General features: G+C 46.2%; 20 protein-coding genes. 9 read left to right on the forward strand and 11 right to left on the reverse strand.

What is annotated here, in order from left to right; translation table 11 throughout:
• The first annotated feature begins 67 nt into the window (after positions 1 to 67).
• From D8886_RS00850 to D8886_RS00885, 8 genes are all read left to right on the forward strand, one after another.
• Positions 68 to 1,168, forward strand: a complete 1,101-nt coding sequence (locus tag D8886_RS00850; protein WP_125433934.1) for an AI-2E family transporter — start codon at positions 68 to 70, stop codon at positions 1,166 to 1,168.
• Complete coding sequence (locus D8886_RS00855) at positions 1,165 to 2,106, forward strand: hypothetical protein (protein ID WP_125433935.1); 942 nt, start codon at positions 1,165 to 1,167, stop codon at positions 2,104 to 2,106. The genes D8886_RS00850 and D8886_RS00855 overlap by 4 nt, the downstream gene beginning before the upstream one ends.
• Before the next feature lie 240 nt (positions 2,107 to 2,346).
• The gene (gene metE / locus D8886_RS00860) at positions 2,347 to 4,599 is read left to right on the forward strand and encodes a 5-methyltetrahydropteroyltriglutamate--homocysteine S-methyltransferase (RefSeq protein WP_125433936.1); all 2,253 of its coding nucleotides are present in this window, start codon (positions 2,347 to 2,349) and stop codon (positions 4,597 to 4,599) included.
• Between the two features lie 138 nt (positions 4,600 to 4,737).
• Positions 4,738 to 5,616, forward strand: coding sequence for a methylenetetrahydrofolate reductase [NAD(P)H] (gene metF, locus D8886_RS00865; protein ID WP_002896521.1), 879 nt, complete (start codon positions 4,738 to 4,740; stop codon positions 5,614 to 5,616).
• A 1-nt stretch (position 5,617) separates the two neighbouring features.
• Complete coding sequence (locus D8886_RS00870; protein ID WP_185761216.1) at positions 5,618 to 6,562, forward strand: AraC family transcriptional regulator; 945 nt, start codon at positions 5,618 to 5,620, stop codon at positions 6,560 to 6,562.
• A 108-nt stretch (positions 6,563 to 6,670) separates the two neighbouring features.
• Positions 6,671 to 8,908, forward strand: a complete 2,238-nt coding sequence (locus tag D8886_RS00875; RefSeq protein ID WP_125433938.1) for an alpha-galactosidase — start codon at positions 6,671 to 6,673, stop codon at positions 8,906 to 8,908.
• A gap of 245 nt (positions 8,909 to 9,153) precedes the next feature.
• Positions 9,154 to 9,996 carry an HAD family hydrolase gene (locus D8886_RS00880; RefSeq protein ID WP_125433939.1) on the forward strand — a complete coding sequence of 281 codons (843 nt, stop codon included), beginning with the start codon at positions 9,154 to 9,156 and terminating at the stop codon, positions 9,994 to 9,996.
• Positions 9,997 to 10,007: 11 nt separating this feature from the next.
• On the forward strand, positions 10,008 to 10,577 hold the full coding sequence (locus tag D8886_RS00885) for a histidine phosphatase family protein (protein ID WP_125433940.1): 570 nt from the start codon (positions 10,008 to 10,010) through the stop codon (positions 10,575 to 10,577).
• 91 nt (positions 10,578 to 10,668) lie between these two features.
• Here D8886_RS00885 and D8886_RS00890 read toward each other — a convergent pair whose 3' ends face one another.
• The 4 genes from D8886_RS00890 to D8886_RS00905 all read right to left on the reverse strand — a co-directional run bounded on the left by D8886_RS00890 (position 10,669) and on the right by D8886_RS00905 (position 14,215).
• Positions 10,669 to 11,142, reverse strand: a complete 474-nt coding sequence (locus D8886_RS00890) for a hypothetical protein (protein WP_185761210.1) — start codon at positions 11,140 to 11,142, stop codon at positions 10,669 to 10,671.
• Positions 11,123 to 12,034, reverse strand: coding sequence for a phosphodiester glycosidase family protein (locus D8886_RS00895; protein WP_125433942.1), 912 nt, complete (start codon positions 12,032 to 12,034; stop codon positions 11,123 to 11,125). Before D8886_RS00895 ends, D8886_RS00890 begins: the two co-directional genes overlap by 20 nt.
• The gene (locus D8886_RS00900; RefSeq protein WP_125433943.1) at positions 12,031 to 13,080 is read right to left on the reverse strand and encodes a bifunctional glycosyltransferase family 2/GtrA family protein; all 1,050 of its coding nucleotides are present in this window, start codon (positions 13,078 to 13,080) and stop codon (positions 12,031 to 12,033) included. The genes D8886_RS00895 and D8886_RS00900 overlap by 4 nt, the downstream gene beginning before the upstream one ends.
• 313 nt (positions 13,081 to 13,393) lie before the next feature.
• Positions 13,394 to 14,215 carry a PrsW family intramembrane metalloprotease gene (locus tag D8886_RS00905; RefSeq protein WP_002914347.1) on the reverse strand — a complete coding sequence of 274 codons (822 nt, stop codon included), beginning with the start codon at positions 14,213 to 14,215 and terminating at the stop codon, positions 13,394 to 13,396.
• 160 nt (positions 14,216 to 14,375) lie between these two features.
• On the opposite strand from D8886_RS00905, the gene D8886_RS00910 reads away from it, so the two are divergent.
• Positions 14,376 to 17,432 carry an ATP-binding protein gene (locus tag D8886_RS00910; protein ID WP_125433944.1) on the forward strand — a complete coding sequence of 1,019 codons (3,057 nt, stop codon included), beginning with the start codon at positions 14,376 to 14,378 and terminating at the stop codon, positions 17,430 to 17,432.
• Between the two features lie 61 nt (positions 17,433 to 17,493).
• On the opposite strand, the gene hutG is transcribed toward D8886_RS00910, so the two are convergent.
• The 7 genes from hutG to ftcD form a co-directional block, all read right to left on the reverse strand.
• Complete coding sequence (gene hutG / locus D8886_RS00915) at positions 17,494 to 18,483, reverse strand: formimidoylglutamase (protein ID WP_125433945.1); 990 nt, start codon at positions 18,481 to 18,483, stop codon at positions 17,494 to 17,496.
• Positions 18,484 to 18,624: 141 nt separating this feature from the next.
• The gene (gene hutH, locus D8886_RS00920) at positions 18,625 to 20,166 is read right to left on the reverse strand and encodes a histidine ammonia-lyase (protein ID WP_125433946.1); all 1,542 of its coding nucleotides are present in this window, start codon (positions 20,164 to 20,166) and stop codon (positions 18,625 to 18,627) included.
• 35 nt (positions 20,167 to 20,201) lie between these two features.
• The gene (locus D8886_RS00925; RefSeq protein ID WP_125433947.1) at positions 20,202 to 21,542 is read right to left on the reverse strand and encodes an APC family permease; all 1,341 of its coding nucleotides are present in this window, start codon (positions 21,540 to 21,542) and stop codon (positions 20,202 to 20,204) included.
• Positions 21,543 to 21,618: 76 nt separating this feature from the next.
• The gene (locus D8886_RS00930; RefSeq protein ID WP_125433948.1) at positions 21,619 to 22,218 is read right to left on the reverse strand and encodes a HutD/Ves family protein; all 600 of its coding nucleotides are present in this window, start codon (positions 22,216 to 22,218) and stop codon (positions 21,619 to 21,621) included.
• Between the two features lie 12 nt (positions 22,219 to 22,230).
• Positions 22,231 to 23,904 carry a formate--tetrahydrofolate ligase gene (locus D8886_RS00935; RefSeq protein WP_125433949.1) on the reverse strand — a complete coding sequence of 558 codons (1,674 nt, stop codon included), beginning with the start codon at positions 23,902 to 23,904 and terminating at the stop codon, positions 22,231 to 22,233.
• A gap of 66 nt (positions 23,905 to 23,970) precedes the next feature.
• On the reverse strand, positions 23,971 to 24,597 hold the full coding sequence (locus D8886_RS00940; protein ID WP_125340400.1) for a cyclodeaminase/cyclohydrolase family protein: 627 nt from the start codon (positions 24,595 to 24,597) through the stop codon (positions 23,971 to 23,973).
• A gap of 14 nt (positions 24,598 to 24,611) precedes the next feature.
• Positions 24,612 to 25,511 (reverse strand): glutamate formimidoyltransferase, encoded by a 900-nt coding sequence (gene ftcD, locus D8886_RS00945; RefSeq protein WP_002907222.1) that lies wholly within the window; start codon positions 25,509 to 25,511, stop codon positions 24,612 to 24,614.
• Positions 25,512 to 25,630: the final 119 nt, after the last annotated feature.

Consider the following 25,630-nt stretch of genomic DNA (forward strand, 5'->3'; position numbering starts at 1 on the left):
TCCTGCTCGAAAGCCCTCGAAAATTATGATAAAATAAGGAAATGATAAAACCTTAAAAGGAAGCCTTATGAAAAAAATAAATGAATCTTATAAACTAATCGTCTTTGCGGCGCTCGCTCTGGCTCTGGTTCTATATATCGGGAACATCTGGTCTGGTCTGCAGAGCCTGACTTCGGTTTTTTCACCCATTATATTGGGTGGTGTCCTTGCCTTTATCTTTAATGTTCCGATGAAAAAACTGGAAGACTTCTTGGATAAATGCCGAGTCCCTCAGAAGTTGCAGCGTGGTTTGGCCTTAGTCTTGGAGGTGCTGATTTTAGCTCTCATTATGACGGGGATTGTCTCCATCGTCGTGCCGACTTTGACCACAGCGGTCAATCAGCTGAGCGCAACAATCGGCAAGGTAGCGCCTCAGGTAGCCAAGTGGCTGCAGCAGTCTGGCTTGCTTTCCTCTAGCCAGCTGAAAGATTTGACCAAGCAGCTGCAAAACAGTGACATTGTCAACCGAGCCATCTCTCTTCTGGGCAGTCTGACAGGCAATATCTCTGCCATCTTTGGCAATTTCTTCTCTGTCATCATGTCTATCTTCCTCATGTTTGCCTTCTTGAGCAGCAAGGAGCATTTGCAGACAATCACTAGCCGTCTCCTGCAGGTTATGCTTCCTGAGAAGGCTGTCAAACGCCTCTCCTATGTCGGTTCTGTCATTGTTGAGACTTATGATAAGTTTCTGATGGGGCAGATGATTGAGGCCGTCATTGTTGGGATTTTAGTCTTTATCGCCTATTCTCTGACAGGCCTGCCTTATGCAGCCTTGACAGGAGTTTTGGCTGGAGTGCTCTCTTTCATTCCCTACATCGGGCCTTTCTCAGCTTGTGCTCTGGGAGCTATCTTTATCTTTACCGATAGCCCTTGGAAAGCCCTTCTTTCAATCGCAGTCTTTCAGGGAGTGCAGTTGATTGAGGGCAACGTCATCTATCCGCGTGTAGTCGGCCAGTCCGTCGGTCTTCCAACTCTCTTTACCCTAGCAGCCGCACTGATTGGGGGTAACCTCTTTGGCTTGGTTGGCATGATCTTCTTCACTCCTATCTTCGCAGTTATCTACCGCTTGGTTAGAGAGTTTGTTGAGGAGAAGGAGGGGAAAAAAGCCGAGGGGAGCGGAAGTAGATGAAGAAAAAAATAATCCTTCTCAGCTCGCTGCTATTAGCTATTTTGCTTGTTAGTTTTTATTTCACTATTTATAGAAAATCAACGGAGAATGAATCTCAGAAAATAGCATATAAGAGTAACTCGAACTCAAAAGTAAAACGTTCAGATATTCAAATATTTGGAGATAAAAAGCAATATGTCCTAGCACCAAGTTCTTTGATTGTTGGGAAAAAGTACGCCATAGATTCAGAAAAAAGATGGGCGATTCTTCCAGAGAAAGAACAAACATTTTCGAAGGAGCATCTTCAGAAAAAAGGAGAGTATTGGAACCTTATTCTTTATAATTTAGAGGAAGAAGGTTTGCCAGAACGAAAGATTGATCTCTATCAAGCTGTTCGAAGTTACAATAAGAAAAGTGTTCCGCTTGAACTAATTGGATGTTATTATCTTGATGGGGACCATTACTTTAGATTGACTATAGAGAACCTTTCAGAAGAACGACCAACTTTAAAAGATGTGTACTTAAATTTGGAGACAGAACAAATAGAAGATGCATCAGAAAATACAAAGTTTACCATGGATTCTGATATCTATAATACGGCAAAAGCAACAAATTTTTCGGAAGTTATAGATCCTAAGGGCTATATGAATCCTTCGAATCAAATAGCAAAATTCACACTTGACGGGAGGGTTCAAGATGTGAACATCAATCTTTACAGCCTTTATCCAGATATAGAGTCTAAACTGATTAAAGAAGATTGGGTGCTTTATGTTAGGACGGATAAGGTTACACCAGATGAGTGGTTTGATACTCTTCTTTATTGGTTTGCGACCAAGGGAGAAGATGTCTTGCCAGTTTATGGCTACAATGATGATTCATCTGTATCTGATACTCAGATTCATAATAGTCAAGAAGCAAAAGCATGGTTGGAGCAGCATCCAGCGCTACAGAAAAATTAAGTAAGCAAATCATAAAAGACCAGCGAGAATAAAAATCGCTGGTTTTTCTTTTTCCAATGTCATAACTTCTACCTATATCAAACAATAATCTTAGTCAATAGTGCAGCTAAAATGGGGATTTTGGCTTGGTTGATGAAATCAGTTATAGTTTTAAGCTATAACAAACTCTGGGAAATTCCAATTATACAGAGGGGGGATTTTCTGATAAGATAAAATCAAGAAAAATTTTGGAGGACGTTTATGTCAACGACTATCATTGGTTTCCCACGTTTGGGCGAATTCCGCGAATTGAAATTTACAACTGAAAAATACTTTAGACATGAAATCTCAGCAGATGAGCTTCTGGCTGCAGCTAAGGAGCTGCGCGCTAAGCACTGGAATATTGTTAAGGAAAAAGGAATTTCAGAGCTTCCGTCTAATGACTTTTCTCATTATGACAATGTGCTGGATGCGGCCTTTCTCTTTAACGTGGTGCCGTCATCTGTGCAAGGCTTGGAGTTGACTGACTTGGAGCGGTATTTTGCCTTGGCTCGTGGCTATCAGGGCGAAAAAGGGGATGTCCGTGCCCTTCCGATGAAGAAATGGTTCAATACCAACTACCACTATATCGTTCCTAAATTTGAAAAAGAAACCCAAGTCAAATTGGCTGGGCATAAGATTTTTGATGAATTTGCAGAAGCGAAAGAGTTGGGCTTGGTAACCCGTCCAGTTGTGGTCGGACCATTCACTCTCCTGCAAGTATCTGACTTTGAAGACGGTTTAGCGCCAGCTGACTTTGTCGATGCACTGGCTGCAGCTTATCAAGAAGTTTTTGCAACATTAGCAGAGCTGGGCGCAGAGCGTATCCAGCTGGATGAGCCAAGCTTGGTCAAAGACCTGTCAGCAGAAGAAAAAGCTCTCTTCTTGGACCTTTATAAGAAACTTTTGGAAGACAAGAAAGGTTTGGAAGTCTTGGTTCAAACCTACTTTGGTGATGTTCGTGACATCTATGCAGATCTTGTAGAGTTGCCAGTAGATGCGATTGGTTTGGACTTTGTCGAAGGCAAGAAAACACTTGAACTTGTCAAAGGTGGCTTCCCAGCTGATAAGACTCTTTATGCAGGGATTGTCAATGGTAAGAACATTTGGCGCAACAACTATGAAAAGAGCTTGGCAGTGCTTGAGCAAATCCCAGCTGAAAACATCGTCTTGACAAGCTCATGTTCACTGCTCCATGTGCCAGTTACAACAGCTAATGAAGAATTTGAACCAGCAATCTTGAACCACTTTGCCTTTGCGGTGGAAAAATTGGATGAAATTCGTGACTTGGATGCTATCCGCAATGGTGGCGGTGCAGAAGCACTTGCTGCTAACAAAGAACTCTTTGCGACTGAACGTGTGGGTGAAAATGCGGAACTTCGTGCTCGCATCGCTGGTTTGACAGACGCTGACTACACTCGTTTGCCAGCCTTTGCAGAGCGTGAGGAAATCCAGAACAAGACGCTCAATCTGCCACCATTGCCAACTACGACAATTGGTTCCTTCCCTCAAACCAAGGAAGTCCGTGCCAAACGTTTGGCTTTCCGTAAGGGTGAGCTGTCAGCAGAAGACTATGACAAGTTCTTGGCTGAGCAGATCGATGAATGGATCAAGTGGCAAGAAGAAGTTGGATTTGATGTGCTGGTGCACGGTGAGTTCGAGCGTAATGACATGGTTGAGTACTTCGGTCAAAACTTGTCAGGCTACCTCTTCTCTAAGAATGGTTGGGTACAATCATACGGTATGCGTGGGGTAAAACCACCAATCATCTGGGGTGATGTGACTCGTCTCAACCCAATCACTGTTAAATGGTCTAGCTACGCACAAAGCCGTACAGACAAACCTGTTAAGGGTATGTTGACTGGACCTGTAACCATCCTCAACTGGTCTTTCCCACGTGAAGACATCTCTATCAAGGATTCTACCCTTCAAATCGCTCTTGCAATCAAAGATGAAGTACTTGACCTTGAAGCTGCAGGCGTGAAGATTATCCAAATCGACGAGGCTGCTCTTCGTGAGAAATTGCCACTCCGTCGCAGCGACTGGTACGAAGACTACCTTGACTGGGCAATTCCAGCCTTCCGCTTGGTACACTCAACAGTAGCGCCAGATACGCAAATCCACACTCATATGTGTTACTCAGAATTTACAGATATCATCCCAGCTATCGACAACATGGATGCGGACGTGATTTCCTTTGAAGCCAGCCGTTCTAACTTGGAAATCCTGGATGAGCTCAAGGCTAAGAACTTCCAGACAGAAGTGGGGCCTGGAGTTTACGATATCCACTCACCACGCGTGCCAAATGAAGGGGAAATCGACCATACGATTGAGGCTATCTTGGCTAAGGTGCCAAGCGGCAAGGTCTGGATCAACCCTGACTGTGGTCTTAAAACTCGTGGTATCCCAGAAACCAAGGCTAGCTTGGTGCGCTTAGTAGAAGCAGCCAAAGCAGCTAGACAACATTTGAAATAATCCTCCTGGAACCTCAAAAGTTGAACTTGATGGAGGATACCCCCAAAAAATGAAGCAGAGCTGACAATCCTGCAGAAGCTGTTCTTCTAGGATTGTCCTCGGCTATCACTACCATCATTGAAAGGAACTTTTTGTTATATGGTTCGTCGTCACACACCCAGTCTCTCATTTGAAGTATTTCCTCCCAATCCGGCAGTAGGCAATGATAAGATTTTTCAGGCGTTGAGAGAGATGCAAGATCTGGCTCCTCACTTTATCAGTGTGACAGCCAGCAATAATAAGTTTGACATTGAGGAGACGACGGTTCGTTTGACGGAGTTCATCGCCAACGACCTCAAGATTCCGACGATTGCTCACCTACCCGCGGTTTATCTGACCAAGGACATGGTGTCCAATATTTTGCAGTCTCTAGATCGGGTTGGTGTCCATCAGATTTTAGCTTTGCGAGGGGATATTTTTCCAGATGTAGCACCTAAGGATGATTTTACCTATGCGACTGACTTGATCGAATACATCAAGACAGAAGCACCGCATTTTGACATCATCGGAGCTTGCTATCCAGAAGGCCATCCAGATTCGCCAAATCAGATTTCGGATATTCAAAATCTGAAGAAAAAGGTGGATGCTGGCTGTTCTAGTCTGGTGACCCAGCTTTTCTTTGACAATGAGCGCTTTTATGATTTTCAGGACAAGTGCATTTTAGCAGGTATTGAAGTGCCTATCCATGCTGGGATTATGCCAATTCTCAACCGCAATCAGGCTCTGCGCTTGCTCAAGACATGTGAGAATATTAAGCTGCCGAGAAAATTCCGGGCTATTCTGGATAAGTACGAACATGACCCAGAGTCTCTGAGAGCAGCAGGTCTGGCTTATGCTGTGGATCAAATCGTTGACTTGGTGACCCAAGATGTAGCGGGCATACACCTTTATACTATGAATAATGCTGCAACAGCCTACCATATCTATAAGGCTACCCATGCCCTCTTTAATCATAATCCATCCGTCCAATCTTTTTAAGATGAATGAAGAAACCACTAATCAGATTCATTTGCTGTTTAGTGGTTTTTGTTTTATAATAAGGATAAAAAACTTATCCAAATCTAAGGAGGAGCTGATGGAGCATTCGCTGACCTTGGTTAAGTCTATGCAGTTTGGCCAAGAAGATTGTTTTTTTGCCTTCTGCGGTTATTCGAAAACGGAAGCCCATCATAGCTTTGGGCCGGCTGTCCGGGATGTTTATGTCATTCATATCGTACTGGAGGGACGGGGGACTTACTCCGTGGGCAATCAGCGCTATGATTTGCAGGAAGGGCAGGGCTTTGTGGTGCCGCCAGGTCAGTCGGTCTTTTATCAGGCTGATGGAGAAGAGCCATGGTCTTATGTCTGGATGGGACTGGGCGGGCGTCTCTTGCCTCCTTATCTGCAGGCTCTGGGCTTACAGTCGAGCCAATGGTCTTTTGAGCTGACTTCTTTGCAGGAATTTAAGGCCTTGGTCTTTGAAAGTCTGGCTTATGAGGGCAGCGGAATAACAGCTGAACTGGCTCTGCAAAGGCAAGTTTATCGCTTCTTAGAGCTCTTGTCCCAGCGTCTTAAGCAGACATCTTTAATCACGGAAAGCCGTCGGGTCAATCCCTATGTCCAGCAGGTCTTGGAACTGCTGAGCAGTCATCTGCCAGAAAGTTTATCTGTACAGGACTTGGCGCAGAAATTGGCTCTGCACCCTTCCTACCTATCTCGGCTTTTCAAGGATGAAGTAGGAAAGGGGATCAAGGAGTACAGTAATGATTTGCGGCTCAATATGGCAGCTGATCTGCTGACGAGCAGCCAGCTTTCGGTGGAAGAGATTGCCAGTAAGACAGGCTTTGCCGGAACACAGAGCTTTTCAAAAGCCTTCAAGAAGGCGCGTGGCCAGTCGCCCTTGAATTTTCGCAAGGCTAGCTCTCATCTGGGGCAGGAGCTGTAAAAAGTCACATTTGGACAAATAATACTAGAAAGAAAGGCTTACCAAAAAGGGCAGCCTTTTTTATAATGAAAGTGGAAGCTTGATTGCAGACTGTGAAAGGAGAAGACCATGAATAAGGCGAGTATTTTGTTTAACGAAGAGGGCAGGCAATTTCATCTGACTAATGGTGATGCTTCTTATATCTTTCGGGTTGCGGAGGATGGTAAACTCTTGCAGCTTTACTATGGCGCGGGGGTACCGGAGCGGGATTATTCTTATCTGGTGGAGTTGCAGCATCGGCCCATGACGACCTATCGGAAAGAAGGGGATTTACGCTATTCTTTGGAGCATGTACGGCAGGAATTTCCAGAATACGGCACGACAGATTTTCGTCATCCCGCTATCTGTCTGCGGCAGGAAAATGGCTCGCGTATTACTGATTTTGTCTATGTCAGTCATCAGATAGTAGATGGTAAGCCGGCTTTAGAGGGCCTGCCCGCTACTTATACAGAGGCTCAAACGGAGGCTAAGACTCTTATTCTAACTCTGCGAGATGCGTTGACAGAAGTGGAAGTTCAGCTGTTTTATACGATTTTTGCTGATTGGCCGGTTATAGCTCGTTCCAGCAAAGTGATCAATCAAGGCAGGGAAACTTGCTACTTGGAATCCCTAGCTAGTCTGTCGCTGGATCTGCCAGATGCTGACTATGACTGGCTGCAGCTATCAGGAGCATGGGCTCGGGAACGCTATATCAAGGAGCGCCCGCTTCAGCAGGGGATTCAGTCTATTGAGTCAATCCGCGGCATTTCCAGTCCCCACCACAATCCTTTTGTGGCTCTTAAGCGACCGGAAACGACTGAGTTATCAGGTCCAGTGCTAGGAGCGGCCTTGGTGTACTCGGGCAATTTTCTCATTCAGGCTGAGGTGGATACCTATGATGTGACCCGGTTGCAGCTAGGAATTAATCCTTTCGATTTTGAGTGGAAGCTGGCTGTGGGCCATTCCTTTACCAGTCCAGAAGCTCTGTTGGTTTACTCTGAGCAGGGCCTCAACGGCATGAGTCAAGCCTTTCATCAGCTATTTCGTCGACGACTAGCTAGAGGCTACTGGCGCGAGCGAGTGCGTCCTGTGCTCATCAATAACTGGGAAGCTACCTATTTTGACTTTAGTGAGGATCAGCTGCTGGAGCTTGCTGAAAAGGCTCAGGAAGTAGGGGTGGAGCTCTTTGTGTTAGATGATGGCTGGTTTGGCCAGCGGACTAACGATCGTGCTGGGCTGGGGGATTGGTTTGTCAATCCAGAAAGGCTGCCGCAGGGGCTGGGCTCGCTAGCAGAGCGGATTCACGGTTTGGGCATGCAGTTTGGTCTTTGGTTTGAGCCGGAAATGGTCAATAAGGACAGCCAACTCTACCGAACTCATCCTGACTGGCTGTTGGCAGTGCCAGATAGACAGCCCCACCATGGTCGGAACCAGTTTGTTTTGGACTATTCTCGGCCGGAAGTAGTGGATGAGATTTTTGAACGTCTGTCAGCGGTTATCGAGGAAGCGCAGCTGGATTATATCAAATGGGATATGAATCGCCCTCTGACGGATGTCTTCTCAGCTGCCTGGCCAGCGGATCAGCAAGGAGAGATTTTTCACCGCTATGTCTTGGGTGTTTATGACTTGTATGAGCGTTTGATTAGTCGCTATCCGAGATTGTTATTTGAGTCCTGCTCTTCAGGTGGAGGCCGCTTTGATCCAGGTATGCTCTACTATGCTCCTCAAGCTTGGACCAGCGATGACTCGGATGCGATTGAACGCTTGAAGATCCAGTATGGGACCAGTCTTCTCTATCCGCTTTCGTCTATGGGAGCCCATGTCTCCATCGTGCCCAATCACCAGACCAATCGTCTGACTCCGTTGAAGACGCGGGGGAATGTCGCCTTTTTCGGTTCCTTTGGTTATGAGCTGGACCTTAATCAGCTATGTCCAGAAGAATTGGCTGAGGTCAGGGAACAGATAGCTTTTTACAAGCGCCATCGAGAGCTGATTCATAATGGAACTTTTTATCGACTGCAGTCGCCATTTAAGGGAGATGGGCAGACAGCTTGGATGGTTGTCAGTCAGGATCAGAACACTGCACTTTTAGGCGCTTTCAAGGTCCTCAATCAAGTCAATCGTTCTCATCAGCGCTTGCAACTGAAAGGACTGGCTGCGGATAAGGTCTATCGGCTAGAGGTGTGTGCCTATACGGGGGCTGAGCTTATGCGAGTTGGACTGGTCACCACGGACGCTTCCAGCGGTCAGCTTTTAGAGGATTCTGAGCAAAAGCCGAGCTATGACTTTGATTCCAAACTCTGGCTGTTTGAAGCAGAGGATGAGTAGATAAGATGAGGAATAAAAAGAGCAGAAGGAACAAGCTGATTAAAAGCTATCCTTCTTGCTTTTTTTCTCTGAGAAAAAAGGATAGTACCATTATCTCTGATAATTCTATAGGAAAAGGCTTTCGAAAAGGTATATAATAGGATAGAGAGTTCGTAAAATAATATTGGCTAAAAGTGAGAGAATTTGTAAAAAATGAAGAAAGCATTCAGCAAATGCGAGGAAGAACATGAGGAAGAGGAAGTTTTATGACGAGAAAAATCATCTTTCTGGATGTGGACGGTACCATCATCGACTATGATAATCATATACCGGAGTCTGCTGTTGTCGCCATTCGCAAGGCACGAGAAAAGGGCCATCTGGTCTATGTCTGTACCGGCCGCAGCAAGGCTGAGATGCCGCCGGAAATTTGGGATATCGGCTTTGATGGGATGATTGGTGGCAACGGCTCCTATGTGGAGCATGAGGGGGAGGTTATTCTGCACCAACTGATTCCGCGAGATGTCGCTAAAAGGCTAGTCGACTGGCTTCAAGAGCGGGGGCTAGAGTTTTACCTAGAGAGTAATAACGGTCTCTTTGCAAGCAAAGGCTTCCGCGAAGCAGCGCGGCCGGCGCTTCGGACCTACGTCCTTGGAAAAGGTGTTAATCCAGAAAAAGTAGTAAATATGGAGGCAGAAGAAGCTCTTCACGGCCTGGTTTATGGTGGGAAGCTCTATCGGGACGACCTGAACAAAGTCAGCTTTATCCTAAAGAGTTACCAAGACCATCTGGACTCCAAACGGGCTTTTCCTGAGCTCAAAGCAGGTACTTGGGGTGGCAAGGGCGAGCATGCCCTATTTGGTGATTTGGGAGTCAAAGGCATTACCAAAGCGCATGCTATTGAGGTTTTCTTGAAGCATCTGCATGCTGACAGGGCGTATACTCTGGCTTTCGGTGATGCCAAGGTTGATATTCCTATGCTGGACTATTGTCAGGTCGGGGTCGCTATGGGAAATGGCGGAGCGGAAATCAAGGCCATGGCCGATCTGGTGACAGACTCGGTCAGCCAAGACGGTCTCTACAAGGCCTTTGAAAAGTTAGAACTCATCTAAAGGAGATATGAATGATGGCAAAAACTCTTTATCTGATGCGGCATGGGCAGACGCTTTTCAACCTACGCCATAAGGTACAAGGCTGGTGTGATGCTCCTCTGACTGATTTTGGCATCTATCAGGCCAAGGTGGCGGGGAAATATTTTAAGGATGCTGGAATTATTTTTGACGATGCTTATAGCTCTACTCAAGAGCGGGCCTGTGATACCTTGGAATTGGTAACAGACGGTAAGATTCCCTATAAGCGTATCAAGGGACTCAAGGAGTGGAACTTCGGGACCTTTGAAGGGGAAAGCGAAGACCTCTTCGTCCCCTATGGCGGAGAAGGTGTGTACCAGGTCGGTGAGCGCGTGCTAGTTACTCTGACTGAGGTAATGGAGCAGGCGGATGCAGAGCCAGTCTTGGCCGTCAGCCATGGTGGTGCCATGTGGGCCTTCTATCTCAAGATTGCAGCTCAAGCTCTGGATCCCAAGGTGCGCTTTGGCAACTGCGCCATTTGTCATTACCATTATGAGCAGGGATATTTTAAGCTGGTAGAAGTCATTGACCCGCTGACGGGTAGTGTGTATGAGTGTGAATGAAAAAGCAAATTTTTTAAACTGCTCATAGTAATGAAGAATTAGAAAGATTATCACTAGAATAAAAACCTCAGATTTTTCTGAGGTTTTTGGTTTATACTTGACTGTAGGTTTCACGACGACTTAGTTTTGCGTCTTCTTTTTTGCTGGGTATTGGTTGAGCTTGCTCTTCTGCCTTCCACTCACTTCGGGTAAAGACCATGGAGAGTAGTGTCAGAGCTGCAAAGGATGATCCCACATACCAGTAGGGCATATCCAGTGTCGTGGAGCGACCAGATAGATTGACGATGCCACGGAAGAGCATACCGGCTGTCATGATGGCTACAGCTGAGTTCCAGAGGTTGAGGCTGAGCCGAGAGAGATTAGGGATGACCTTCATAAAGAGCAGGAGGAGGATGCAGCCCGCTAGAGGAATAGCAAATAGATAGTGCATGTGACTAGATGTTTCGCCGAAGCTGAAGGATTCATAGATTCTGCTGAAAGCAAAGAAGAAAATAGTTAATAGTGCGTAGATAAGGGCTGTTTTTCTAAAACGTTTTTTGCTGGGATTAGTAACCGATGTAGACAATATCACTCACCGACCTTTCTGAGATAGTATTTCCGTTGGTTGTAGGTTTGTTAATGACCTGACCGTTAAAGTAAAGTGTAGAGGAGCCGCCGCCATCGAGGTTATAGGCGGTCTTGACACCATAAGATTTCATGATTTCTGCCATCTGGTAGAGGGAAAGCCCCTCGCTTTCTGTGGTGCGTCCGTCTGAAACAATGATGATATAGTGGTTTTCATCAATGATACCGATAGCTGTCCGAGGATTGGAAGACATGGACTGGCCGACTTCGGAGTTGGTATCAACGACAATTTCACCATTTTCTACGAGAGATGGGCCGAAGGTCAAGAGATTGACCACGCCGTCTTTAACCAGTTGATCGGCAGAGACTTGATCTTCATAGATAATCTTGAGGGAGCCGTCTTTGTAAATAGCCAAATCACCATTGCTGGAGTCTTCTCGGACGGTATCGCGGTAGACGACGCCATTGCGGATGACATAGCCAGTCGTATTGGCCCCATAGTAGTCGCCGTTGACCGCTAGGATAGCATTGTTGCTGGCAGCTGTTTCCGAAGTTTTGGCTGTGACATTGTTTCCGTAGGTATTTTGGGCAAAGGCGGTTTTCAGGTATTCCGATGAGCTGACGGTCACATCAGCGATGTAGACTTGGGTGTTGCTGACGGTCTTTTCAGTCAATGTGACCGAGATGTTGTCGTCTGAATAGCTGGTATCCGTCACTGTCGCTGTCTCAGCAGCCTTGCTGGCAGCCTCGGCATTGGACGACGAACTTGTGCTTGAAACCGTCGAAATGGTCTCTGCGATGACGAAGGTTTTCAGCATGGAGTAGCTGAAGGAAGCTGTCAGAAGCAGCCCGAAAATGGAGGCGTAGGCATAGCGTTTCTTTAAAAATTTCATGATGCGGTGTGTGTCCTTTCCTTAAAAATAAATCTCTTTTGGACCATCCAGGAGACGATGAAGAGCAAGATGCCGACGATGATTTTGACAATCAGAAGATTAAGACCAAAGACAGCATAGAAGAGGCGAATCAGCAGTGTGTCCAGGATAAAGAGCACCACAGCTAAGCTGAAATAGCCAGTTCCTGTCTTGAGTATACTGTCGTCGTTCTTAAAGACCAGCTTTTTATTGGTCGAATAGTTAAATATTGAGCTGGTCACTCGAGCAATCCCGTTAGCTAAAAGAATTCTCAGGCTGGTCGGCACAGCAGCTAAAAACAAGAGAGCCAGTGCATAGACGATGTAGTCTACGATAAAGCTGCTGAGAGAAGTCAGGGCAAATTTGAAAATATTTTTATAAATCATGAGTCCATCCCGAATCGGCCGGAAGTGGGAGCCTTGATTGTCATTGATATAGACCGTCTCAATAGGCACTTCCAAAATGGGATATTCCTTGCTGGCTTCTAAGAGCATGTTCATTTCATACTCATAGCGCTGGCCCTCTACCTTTAGCATAAATGGAATCATGTTGGTCGTAAAGGCTCGTAAGCCTGTCTGAGTATCGGAGACACCCACGCCAGTCTGAAGCCTGAAGAGAGCCCGAGTCAGACTGTTGCCGAAGCGGCTGCGCAGAGGCACCTTGCCAGTAAAGGCGCGTGCTCCCAGAATCAGCTGATTGGGATTTTCAGAAGATTTGGCCGCTACGCGGAAAACATCCCAGACCTTGTGCTGGCCATCCGCATCTGCTGTTACCACCGTTCCATAGATCTTCAGTGCTTGGATAAAGGTAAAAGCAGTCTTCAGTGCTTGCCCCTTGCCTTGATTGACCTGATGACGGAGCACGATCGCGTACTGCTCTGCCTGCTCAAAGACTATCTGGCATTTGGAAGAGCTGCCGTCATCGATAACAATGATATGAAAATCACTCTTATGGTGAATTTTTTTTATCAGCTTAATAAGATTATAATCAGGCTCATAGGCCGGAATCACTAGATAATCCATATCCATACCTCTTTCTTAGATGATTTGTAGAAAGTATACAGACTGTGGCTTAAAAATTCCTAATATAAGTTAGTTTTAAGAAAATGTTAACATTTTTTTAAGGAAAGAGCAGAGGTAGAATGTGGTAGAAATGCGATGGGAAGAGGGGTTGAGGTGAAGTTGTGGGATGAATTATAGAGTATGAAAGGTGATTTATGTATATACTTATAAAAACTAGAAAATTCAAATGTTGGCAATCTATTACTATGATTCAAATATAAATATTGGGAAAATATTTTCCTGCAACGAAAAAACGACCATAACGGTCGTTTTTTTGATATTATTCCACTTCCAATTCTTCTTGGTCGATTTTATGGGCTGTTCGGTAGGCTTGGTAAAAGATAAAGACAGCCAGAGCAGTCATGGCAGGTACGATGATTGGGATGTCCGTTTCGATAGCAGTCAGCGGTGAATTCCAGAAGAAGTGGAGAACGAAGGCTGCTAGGAAGTAGAAGAGCCCCACTCGGAAATAATTTTTCTGAGTTTTGGCATAGCGTAGCATGAGAGCCAGACCGAGAGTGGTTAGGGCGGTGTAGAGCCAGTGAGAGGCAATGCCGCCAGTGATACGTCCTAGAATCCCAGAGATGGTGAAGGAGAAGCCTTCGGGCAGGTCAGAGAGGATATAAGAGAAATCTTCGCTAATCTGAAAGCCCATGCCGGCCGTTATACCCAGCATCAAGAAAGATTTGAGCTTTTTGACTGGGACTAGATAGACAGCGAAGGCAACTGCCAACAGCTTAAGGGGTTCTTCAACCAGCGGAGCTGCGATGGCATTTTCTAGGTCACTGAGCAAGGTGTTTGGGAAGCTCGTGCTGACCCACTCGTGGATATAGGTGTTGGCCAAGCCAGAGGTCCAGCCAGAAATGAAAAGACCACCTAGCAGAGCTACCCCAAGGCTAAGTGCAGGCGTCTGCCATTTTTTGCCCAGTTGGCGAATCAAGAGCAGGGCAGGGATGATATAGAGCAAGGCCAGAAGGGCTGACAGTCCGACAATCCCATAGGAAGTACCTGACATACTGCCAGTAGTATAGGCTTGTGTCTCGTATTCTAAGCCAATCGCGCTCAGAAGGAGAAAAATGAAAAGAACAATATTTTTCTTCATAAGTAACTTTCTAAAATTTTATTTTCATCCTAGTATAACAAAAAAATCCTAAATAAAACCAATTTAAAAACTGGAAATTAAGGGCTGGTATAATACTTTACTTGCCAAACTGTCTCTTTTTGTTTATATTAGTTCTATAAGGTTTCTTGGAGGCGTTTGCATGACGAAAGATCTGTTGAGGTTGAAATTGCTGGGAAGTCCGAGTGTCTTTCTCAATCAAGAGGAAGTCTTTTTTCCTTTTGCCAAAATCAATGCTCTGCTTTACTATCTCCACATCAATGGAGCAGTCAATCGAGAGGAGATTGCAGGAATCCTCTGGGAAAACAAGGACAATCAGACCGCCAAAAAGAATCTGCGCAATACAATTTATCAAGCTAACAAGCTACTAGGTGGGGAATGGATTGTCGCTCCCAACCGAACTGTTCTGTCGCTTAATCCCGAGTGTGCGATTGAAAGTGATGTAGAACTTTTTACGGATCATCCTGCGGAGCATCTGTCTCTCTATCAGGGTGATTTTCTGCAGGGCTTCTATCTCAAGGATAGCGAGGCTTTTGATTACTGGGTGTCTAAGATGCGGACGCGATATGAGCAGCTTTATATCCAGGCCTGCTACCAACAGATGGAAACAGAAAAAGACCAGCTGGATTTGAAAGAGGCTGAGCGGAATTTGCGCCGCTTGATCAGCATTGATGAGTTTGACGAGAAGAACTATCATCTGCTCATGAAGCTCTATCAGGATAATGACCGGCCTGGCAAGGTGATAGAGACCTACTACAAATTGGTCAATATTTTGGATAAGGAACTGGGTATTAGTCCTACGGAACCTATCCAGCAACTATATCATGAAGTGCTTGCCAAGGACCGTAGCGAGCGCAAGACTAAGCAGTTTCTGCGTAATACGGACCACTTTTTCGGACGGGTCGATGAAATCAAACGCTTGGAATCTTATTTCTCTAAAGTGATAGAGACTCAGGAGGCTCGTGCTCTGGTTCTAGTCGGTGGTACTGGTATTGGAAAGCGGACAGTGACTCGTCAAGTACTGGCCAACCAGACCAAGTATTTCCAGATTGTTATGGCCGAGTGCTTCAAGGAAGAGATGAAGTCAGAGCTCCAGCCTTGGCGTGGTTTGCTGGACGGCCTGGGGGACTTGGTTATTCAGCACCAGATTCTCTCTATCAGTCAGTGGCAGGTCATTTTGGAGAGTTATTTTCCCATTTTGACAGGCGGCACTTCTGGTCTTCAGTTGGATGCGGACAAGCTGGCTCAGTTTGTCGTGGATATTCTGCAGAAGATTTCTAAGAAAAAAGCTTTGATAATCTTGATTGAGGACTGTCACTGGATGGATAAGTACAGCGTTGCTGTCCTAGAGCAGGTTATGAATCATTTGACCGGCTATCCTGTGGCCTTTGTGCTGACCAAGCATCTGAGCACCCCTTCTTATTTGGAACATTTTTTCAATCACCTGCTGGTACGCAATAAGCTGGGATTTATCGAGCTGCAGCCGCTGAATTTTAAGGATAGTGCAGCTTACTTGCAAGCCCAGACAGGTCAGTTAGCCATATCTGAAGAACGCCTTGAGGATATTTATCGGGTCAGCCAAGGCATCCCTTTCTTCCTGTCGGAATACGCTGAGCAGCTCCTACGAGGAGAGAAGTTTCATCCGCTGACTCCGGCCATCAAGGCTAAGCTGTCCTTGAAGCTGGATTACCTGAGCAGTCAAGAAGAGGAGTTGGTGGACTATCTGGCTTGTTTTAGGGCTCCTGCGTCGGTTTCGCTCTTAGCTAGGTTATTAGGCCTGCCGATGGAAGAAGTGGTCGAAACCACTGAGGAGTTTGGACGGAAGCAGCTATTGATGGAAGAGGAGCAGGGCGAGGACTTGGTAGTGCGGTTCAGTCAGGAGCTTTTGAGAATCTACGCCTATGAGCGCTTGTCGCTTGCCAAGAAGCGAATGCTGCATCATCAGATTGCCCAAGGCATGGAAGACCAGCTGGGAGACTCTCTCTATCATGCTCAGTTGCTCAATGAAATCGCCTATCACTACAAGATGTCCAAGCAGCCCATCAAGTCTCTGGAGTACGAGCTGCATTATCTCGAAGCTACTCTGAAGTTTCATCACGAGCTCTTTCCGATTTATTCACGGGAGTTTGGTTTTATCGAAAAGACGGATGATAGCAATCAGTCCGCAGTTTTAGACCAGTTTGACCGTATCCGTCGGGAGATAGAGGGCTTAGAGAGAAAACATCAGAATCACAAGGATTTTCAGCTATTGGTTCTCCGCTTTCTCTATCTAGAAGGGCGCTATGCTATCCGGACGGGGAATTACCAGCAGGGAATGGACAATATCCAGCAGGTGATTATTTCAGCCAAGGAGCTGCAGCAGATGGATTTTCTCCTAGAAGGCTATCGGCAGATGATTTATTACTGCATCCAGACGGAGAATATCTCTGAGATGCGTTACTATACGGAGTTGGCTCTAGATGCTTCGGTCCAGGCCAACAATCACGAGGCCATTGCTATCAATCTCCGACTCAAGGGGCTCTATCATCTCATGATTGGAGATGAGGAGCAGTCGCTTCACCATCTCTACCAGTCTATTGATTGTTTCAGCCTGACGTCTTCGCTGCGTTCCAAGTATTCAATTCAGATTGCGGCGGCTCTAGACTATCTGGCGGAGATTGAGCAGATTCGCGGGAATTTCACGACAGCTCTGGCTCATCAGAAGGAGGCCATTGAGCTGACGGAAAATAAAACAGCGGAGCCTTCGATTTTTGCTTTTTACATCGGCTTGGGTATGACCTATTATCAACTGGGAGATTATGAGCAGGCGGAGCGGATTTTCTTCAAGGCTAAAACAGCTCTGAAGTCCCTCAGTTTCCCTTGGAAAGAGACCCAGTTGGAAGTGTATTTGGCCTTGATTGGCTGTGAGAAGGGAGATTTCCAGCCGGTCCTTGACCTGCTGCGGAAAAAGGATAGCCTCATTAGTCGCTATGGCAATCCGCGGGACAAGGGGCTAATCTACTATCTGATGGCTGTGATTAAGTATCGCCTGCTGACTGGAAGCATAGAGGAGTCTGCCTTTGAAGGCTTACTGGCTCAGGACTTTGATTCCTACTATGAAACGGCTAAAAGACAGCTCAATCCTTATCGAGATCGTCACCAGCTAAAGGAATTAGAAAACTTACGCCAAGGCCTATCTCTGGCATTAAACAAAAAATAAAAGAGGACGAACATAGAGTTCATCCTCTTTTGATGTTTGTAATGAAGTTTTTAAATGTCCATCAATCATGTGCTTGCGCCCAGACTTGGGTCAGGTAAAAGACAAAGCTGGCAGCCAAATTAGCCGTATGGTTGTCAATATCATGAGGTGGAGAGACTTCGACGATGTCAAAGCCTATCAGCTTGCCTGACGCAGCGATGTGCTGGAAGACCAGAACAGCTAGATTGGGATCCACACCGAGCGACTGAATGGCACTAACACCAGGAGCAGCACCAGCTGAGAAGCAGTCAATATCAATGGTCAAATAGACCTGCTCCTTGCCGGCTAGAAAGGTATCGACCGCTTTACAGACTTCCTTGTAACCCATTTGGTAAATATCCATTCCAGTCAGAAACTGGATAGCCTTGGATTTTGCCACAAAGTCAAAGAGAAAGAGATTGTTATTGTGCTCCTGAATCCCTAGGATAAGGTAGTTAAAGGCCTGTTTCTGAGCCAGAGTGTCATCGAACATCTGGCGAAAACCGGTACCAGAGTTAGGACCAGTCTGGTCATAGGGACGCAAATCAAAGTGGGCATCCATATTGATAACGGCCAAGTCTTGGTCAGGAGCTAGTGACGACTTTAGACCCAGATAGTGGCCGTAGGCTGTTTCGTGGCCACCCCCTAGGACAATAGGCCGGAGATTGAGCTCTCGCAGGCGTTTGACTGCTCGAGCCAAGCTTTGCTGTAGCTGCTCCAGAGAGCGGTTAGGACCGTCAATATCGCCAACATCAAAGACGCGGACGTTTCTGCCCAGATGCCAAGGAAGCTTGGCCAGCTGGGTTCGGATAGCTTGTGGCCCTTCGACAGCCCCCACTCGGCCATGGTTGATATAAACCCCTTTATCACTCTTGAAGCCAATCAAGGCAAAGTTGACGCCATCAAAAGGTTTTAAGTTAGGGTCATTTAAGTCCAAAAACTCAATAACCATCCCCCATTTGGCAGCATATAAATCATCATCCAGTCTCTTATGATAATAGCTGTTATCTAGCTGATAGTAATCTTCTAACATGATTTTGTCCTTTTCCATAACGATATTTGCGACTTTATTATAAGAGTTTCCACCAAGCCTGTCAATGACTTTTGGCGGGAAAAGAAGCCCAGCTGCATGAGAGTGGGCTTCTTAGGTTAGTTTTTTATAGAGTCATCAACTTTAAAACTGAATGCTCAAGTCCACAGCCTTTTCAACGGCTGCTAGGAATTCTTCGTTTTCAATCAGCTCAGAAGCCTTGTTGAGCTCTTCGTAGATTTCAATGTCCTTATCAAACTCGATAAAGCGGACATGCTGACGGAAGAGGTCATAAGCTGGCTTGGTTCCCTTGCCTAGTTCATGATTTTCTGGTTTCAGATCTAGAGCTTGGCAGGCTGCCATGATTTCTGTTGCCACGATGCGGCGAGAATTCTTAAGAATTTCAGCTGCCTTACGTGCTGCAGTAGTTCCCATGCTGACAAAGTCTTCTTGGTTTTCACAAGATGGGATAGAGTCTACGCTGGCTGGATGAGACAGAACTTTGTTTTCAGATGCGAGTGAAGCACAAGCATACTGGGTAATCATAAAGCCAGAGTTGAGTCCTGGGTGTTTGACTAAGAAGGATGGAAGCTTGCTCAGTTGGCTGTTGACCAAACGTTCTACACGACGCTCGGATACATTTCCGATTTCAGAAATAGCGATGCCGAGGAAGTCGAATGGCTGAGCCATTGGTTCACCGTGGAAGTTACCGCCTGAAATAACATGGCCTTCCTTGGTGATAATAGGATTGTCTGTGACGGAGTTGATTTCAATCTCAACTTTAGTTTTCACATAAGCGATAGAGTCCTTGCTGGCACCATGAATCTGCGGAATACAACGCAGGGTGTAAGGGTCTTGGACCCGTTGTTGAGTGGCTACGGTTGTGTTGCCACTGCCTTCCAGAAGGTTGCGGATATTGCGGGCTGTAGCTAGCTGACCGCTCTGAGGTCGAATGGTGTGTAAGTCTTCTTCAAATGGACTGGTAATACCATTATGGACTTCCATGGAAAGAGCGCCAGCGACATCTGACAGTTTAAGCAGCTGGATGGCATCGTAGGTAGCCAGGGCTCCGATACCTGTCAGGACAGTCGTACCGTTAATCAGCGCCAACCCTTCCTTAGCTGCTAGAGCAATTTTCTCGATACCGGCCTTGTCCAATGCTTCTTGTCCAGAGAGCAATTCACCTTGATAGTAAGCGCGCCCCAGTCCTAACATAGGCAGAACCATGTGAGCCAGCGGTGCTAAATCTCCAGAAGCTCCCAAAGATCCTTTTTCCGGAATGTAAGGGACTACGCCTTTATTGAGCAATTCTAGGAGCTTTTCGACAGTAGAGAGACGAATGCCAGAATAGCCCTTTACCAAGGAATTAATCCGGATTAGCATGATAGCGCGGACGGCATCTTCAGGTAGAGGATCGCCATAGCCTGAAGAGTGTGTACGGATTAGGTTTTCTTGCAGCTGCGTCGTATCTTCTGGTGAGATGCTGACATTGCAGAGAGAGCCAAATCCAGTTGTAACACCGTAGACTACCCGCTTTTCGCGGACGATGTCATCCACGATTTTGCGGGAAGCTTCTACAGCTTTCTTAGCTTCTTGGTTGATTTCGCAGGTGGCTCCATGTCGGGCTACTGCGATAACATCTTCAAGTGTTAGACTGTTTCCGTCTAAGTGAATCAATTTTGACATGTAAAATCCTCCATGATGGGATATAATGCTTAGAGTTAGTCAGGGTTAGTAGGAACCTTTTTTCGGCCGTGCATAAAGAAGTATACTAAGCTGGCAACAGCGGCTCCAATGACACCATAAACGACGTTCATCGGATTATCAGCTACAATCATAACCAGGCTGACAACAACAGCTAGGATAGGGATGACAGGGCCGAATGGTACGCGGAAGACAACCTTCTTTTCTGGATACATTTTTCTGAGTTTCAAGACCGCCAAGGCAGTTGGGATGTATTGGAAGAAACGGAAGACCACGCTGAGGGTAGCCAATTCTTCAAATTTTCCAGAGAAGAGCAGAGCGATTGAGAATGCTCCAGAGATTAAGATAGCAACTACAGGAGCGTTTTTAGCATTGGTTTCTGCAATTTTCTTAGGCAGCAAGCCTTCTTCTGCGATAGCTGCTCCAAAACGCGGTACCATGATGGATTCCCCGATATTAAGACCTGCGATAGAGATGAGGGCACCGATAGAAACAATCCAAGCGCCTGCAGGGCCGATCATTTCGACAAAAGCATCTTGTACAGAAGCATCTGTTTGCAAGATACGGCTACCCAGCATAGCGATGGTTCCAGCGATAATCAACATATATAGAACAGATACAATACTGATAGAGCCCAAGATAGCCCGAGGCACATTCTTTTCTGGGTTGCGCATTTCACCGGCAACGATAGACATAGTTTCAAATCCAATGAAGCCGTAGAAGATATAGACAGCTGTGTTGGCAATGGCAGTCATGACATTGGTTCCAGGTTCAAGCTGTAGGAAAGGAGTGAAATTTCCTTTATCTACTCCGCCTTTGATAAAGAAGATAGCACATGCTGCAAAGGCAATGATTGGGATTAACTTAGCTACAGTTGCAGTGAGTGTGAAAATTTTTGAGGTCTTCAAACCAGCAATGTTCATTAAGCTGAGCAAGATAATCAAAGCGATACTAAGCAAACGCTCGTAAGGAGTGAAAGCTGGGAAGGTAATGACAAAGAGTCGGGCAAAACCAGCAGCCATAGCTGACCAGGCAATACCAGTTACGACCCAGCCTAGGAAACCAACGTTAAATCCAATGAAGTCTCCAAAGGCTGCTTTGGAATATTGGAAGGCTCCACCGTTCTTGTTAAAATAACCAGCAGTTTCTGCCAAGCAGACGGCTAAGAGAATAACGAGGAGTGCTGTTCCAAGCATGACAGCCAGAGAGGCAGGACCAAGTCCTTTATAAATCTTTTGCGGTAGGAGGAAAATACCCGAACCGATAACGGCATTGATACCGTAGAGAGTTGCACCGGAAAAGCTAAATTTCGCTTTTTCCTGTTCTTGTTCTTGTGCAGTGAGTTTAGTTGCATCCATAATAATGTTTCTCCTTTAGAGATATGGCGATCCTCTCCAAGTAAAGATAGAATGGTGACAAGGCATTATGGTATCTTTACTTAGTAGGGATGTAGGTCAAACCAGCCCAAATAGCGAGGGGAGCGCCCTTTGGCTGGTTACTCGAAAACATTATATGCAGCTCAGTTTCCTGAGTCTCTTTTTCCACTATCAGAAGCTGCTCTGCCTCTAGGTTAAGTGCTGGCAGGTTTGTTCCCGTCACCGTCAGATCCTCTAAGGCATAAATAAATTGAATTTCGTCATCTCGGCTAAGCTCTTGCTCATTGAAGACGGCAATCATCTGTCCCTGATAATGGTCGCTGTATATTAAGTTAAAGTCGGTACAAGTTCCACGACTTGTGATAGAATCACTCCCTTCGAAGAAATAGGGAGTAAAGGGAGCTAGAACCGTTTCCTCCTGCCGGCTGGCATTGTGGAGATGAAGTGTGTGGTCCAGGCTCATGAGAATACGGTGAAAGCCGCTGAGGTCAGAAAACTGACTTTCAGCCAACTCCACAGTCGCTGTTGAGAGTCGATAGTCAAAGTCACGCTTGCCATAGTGGCCAGTTGGTGGGGAAAGATAAAGCTGTTTAGTCTTTCCCCCCGACCAATCGGAAACTTGAAAATCGTTTGCTCTTAAAAGGGTTACATTTGTCATTTTTGGTATTTATTAGAACAAACCGCTGATATTGCCGTCTTTGTCAACATCAATCTTTTCGCTGGCTGGTGCCTTAGGCAAGCCAGGCATGGTCATGATAGCACCTGTCAGAGCGACGATGAAGCCTGCACCAGCAGAAACTTTGAGCTGGCTGATAGTCACAACAAAGTCTTTAGGTGCGCCTAGTTTCTTAGCATCGTCTGAGAAGGAGTACTGAGTCTTAGCCATACAGATAGGATAGTTGGAGAAGCCCAGCTCTTCCAGTTGTTTGAGCTCACGTTTAGCGGCAGGTGTCAGGCGAACGCCCTTGCCTCCATAGACCTTAGTAACAATTTTGTTGAGCTTGGTCTCAATGGAGTCTTCTTCATTATATACAAATTGGAAGTGATTGTCTCCTTCGGCCAGTTCAACGACTTTTTCAGCCAACTCTTTACCGCCGGCTCCGCCATTTGCCCAAACGTCGGAAATCACTACGTCAACTCCGCGTTTTTGGCAGGCGTCATAAACTGCTTGCAATTCTGCTTCGGTATCCAGCGGGAATTTATTGATGGCAACGACTGCTGGCAATCCATAAACATCTTGAATGTTTTCCAGATGTTTTTCTAAGTTCGGCAGTCCGTCTACAACAGCTTGGACATTTTCTTCAGCCAAATCACTCTTAGCCACACCACCGTGCATCTTGAGAGCGCGGATGGTAGCAACCAGAACTACAGCCGATGGACGAAGGCCAGATGTACGACACTTGATATCAATGAATTTTTCAGCACCCAGGTCAGCACCGAAACCAGCTTCGGTGACTGCATAGTCACCATATTTGAGAGCCAGTTTGGTAGCCAGAACACTGTTACAACCATGGGCAATGTTGGCGAAAGGTCCGCCGTGAATCAAGGCTGGTGTGTGTTCCAGAGTTTGAACCAAGTTTGGATGGATAGCGTCTTTGAGCACAGCAGCCATAGCGCCGCCAGCTTTCAGATCCTTGGCAGTTACTGGTTTACCGTCAAAGCTGTAGCCAATGATAATCTTTTCCAAACGGTTCTTGAGGTCAGTGATATTTTCTGACAGACAGAGAATAGCCATAACCTCAGAAGCAACTGTAATGTCAAAACCATCTTCACGCGGAACACCGTTGACTTTACCTTGCAAGCCGTCTACGATGTGGCGCAGTTGCCGGTCATTCATATCCACTGCCCGCTTCCAAGTGATGCGGCGAGAATCGATACCTAAGGCATTGCCATGGTGAATGTGGTTATCAATGAGGGCCGCTAGTAGGTTGTTGGCAACACCGATGGCATGAAAGTCACCAGTGAAGTGGAGATTGATGTCCTCCATGGGTACAACCTGGGCGTGACCACCGCCAGCAGCTCCGCCCTTGATACCAAAGACAGGTCCGAGTGAAGGTTCACGCAGAGCGATAACGGCTTTTTTACCGATAGCAGCTAAAGCATCGACCAATCCGACAGAAGTCGTTGTCTTGCCTTCTCCTGCTGGTGTCGGAGAAATAGCTGTCACGAGAATCAGTTTGCCGTCTGGCTTGTCTTTTAAGGCTTCCAGTTGGCCGGCACTGATTTTTGCCTTGTAATTTCCATAAAGAGACAAGGCATCTTCAGCAATTCCTAGCTTTTCTGCCACCTCTTTGATGGGCTTCATTTGAACCGAATTCGCAATTTCAATATCTGATAAAACCATATTGTTACCTCTTGAGAAAAGGAAGTCCATCCATGGGAAAGAGCAGACTTCTCTTCCGTTTATCTATTAGACAACTTTCAAAATTTCTTGATAAATTTCATCGGCTAGAGCGCAGCCTTTTTGTAGGAGCTCTTCACCCTTGCTGCGGTAGTCTGCGACGAATGCTTCATCCTTGACACCTGACAGATTTATGAGGACATTGAGCCAAGCCCCTTGCAGACCAGCCTTAAGGTTGAGAGCTGCTACCCCCAGGTCGCTGGCAGCATTGGTATTGGACTTACCGACAGCCTTTTGAGTTGTTTGCAGGGCAGCCAAGATGTCTTCCATCATGCCATAAGGTGACTTGGTCGCTTCCTTGAGGGCTTGCTGCATAGCTTCCCGACGAGCAGCCTTATCTTCCTCTGTTTCCTTAGGCATATCAAAGACGGCGGAGACCAGATTGAAGGCTTCAGTGTCCTTGTCGATAGCAGCGAGCAGGCTTTCTTGCAGGCAGGCGCTTTCTGCATGCACTTGAGCAATTTCTGCTTCAAATTCTGTGTATTTTTTCTTGCCAAGGGTTAATTCACAGACCATTTTGGTTAGGGAAATCCCGTTAGCTGCTGAAAGAGCAGCGGCAGAGCCGCCTCCTGGTGCAGGAGCGTCTGAGCCTAGGACTTGGGCAAATTCTGTCAAACTTAAATCTACTAATTTCATAGGTTTCTGCCCTCCTAGCCCAGCAAATGGTTTTCCAGAACTTGCTTGCCATAGTCAAAGTCTTCGATTTGCAGATAGTATTCTGCTGCGTCAATCAGAGCCTTGGCTGGAGCCAAACCGATGACTTCTGAGCCGAGGATTCCAACTCCGTAACGCTTGGCTTCAAAGCGAACAGTTTCAAAGACACGATAGAGTGGGAATTTTTCCAGATTAACCATATTGATAGAAACCTGGGCAATGTTGCGGTCTTCCAGCATAACGCCGATAGCTTTACAGTACTTGTAGCCACCGCTTGATCCACGGATAATTTTGGCAATATTGTTGGCAATTTCCAGATTGTCTGTATCCAAGTTGATGTTGTAGGCGATGAGCGGCATTCTAGCACCGACAGCAGTGACACCAGCAGTTGGGTGAATCTTTCTTTCACCGTAGTCAGGCGCCCAGTCAGGTTCCAAGAGTTTTTCTGGCATGCCTTCAAATTGTCCCTTACGTACCTTAGCCAAGTTCTTACGCTCTGGACGAGTCGCTGCATCTTCATAGAGGAAGATAGGAATACCGAGCTCACGGTTGATTCGCTCAGATACTGTCTTCGCAATTTCTACGCATTCCTCACTTGTGATGTCCTTAATCGGTACAAAAGGCAGGACATCAGTTGCGCCCATACGAGGGTGTTCGCCCTGGTGCTTGGTCAAGTCAATGTTTTCAGAAGCATATTTGACCAAACGAAAGGCAACTTCCTGAATGTTTTGATCGTCGCCGACCAAGGTAAAGACGCTGCGGTTGTGGCTGGCATCAGAAGAGTGGTCCAAAAGTGTTACACCTGGCACGCTCTTAGCTGTTTCCACTAGACCGTCAATGACCGCTTGGTTGCGGCCTTCAGAAAAGTTAGGAATACATTCAACAATTTTTGCCATAAGATATTACCTCGTGATATCAATAATTTTAATTTATAATATGAACTTAATAAAGCAGAACCTCCTCCTGAGCTAGGCTGATACCCAGCTCAGGTCGGAAGTTGGGGGACAAGTTTTTT

Source organism: Streptococcus sanguinis, assembly GCF_003943655.1.
Lineage (GTDB): Bacteria > Bacillota > Bacilli > Lactobacillales > Streptococcaceae > Streptococcus > Streptococcus sanguinis_F.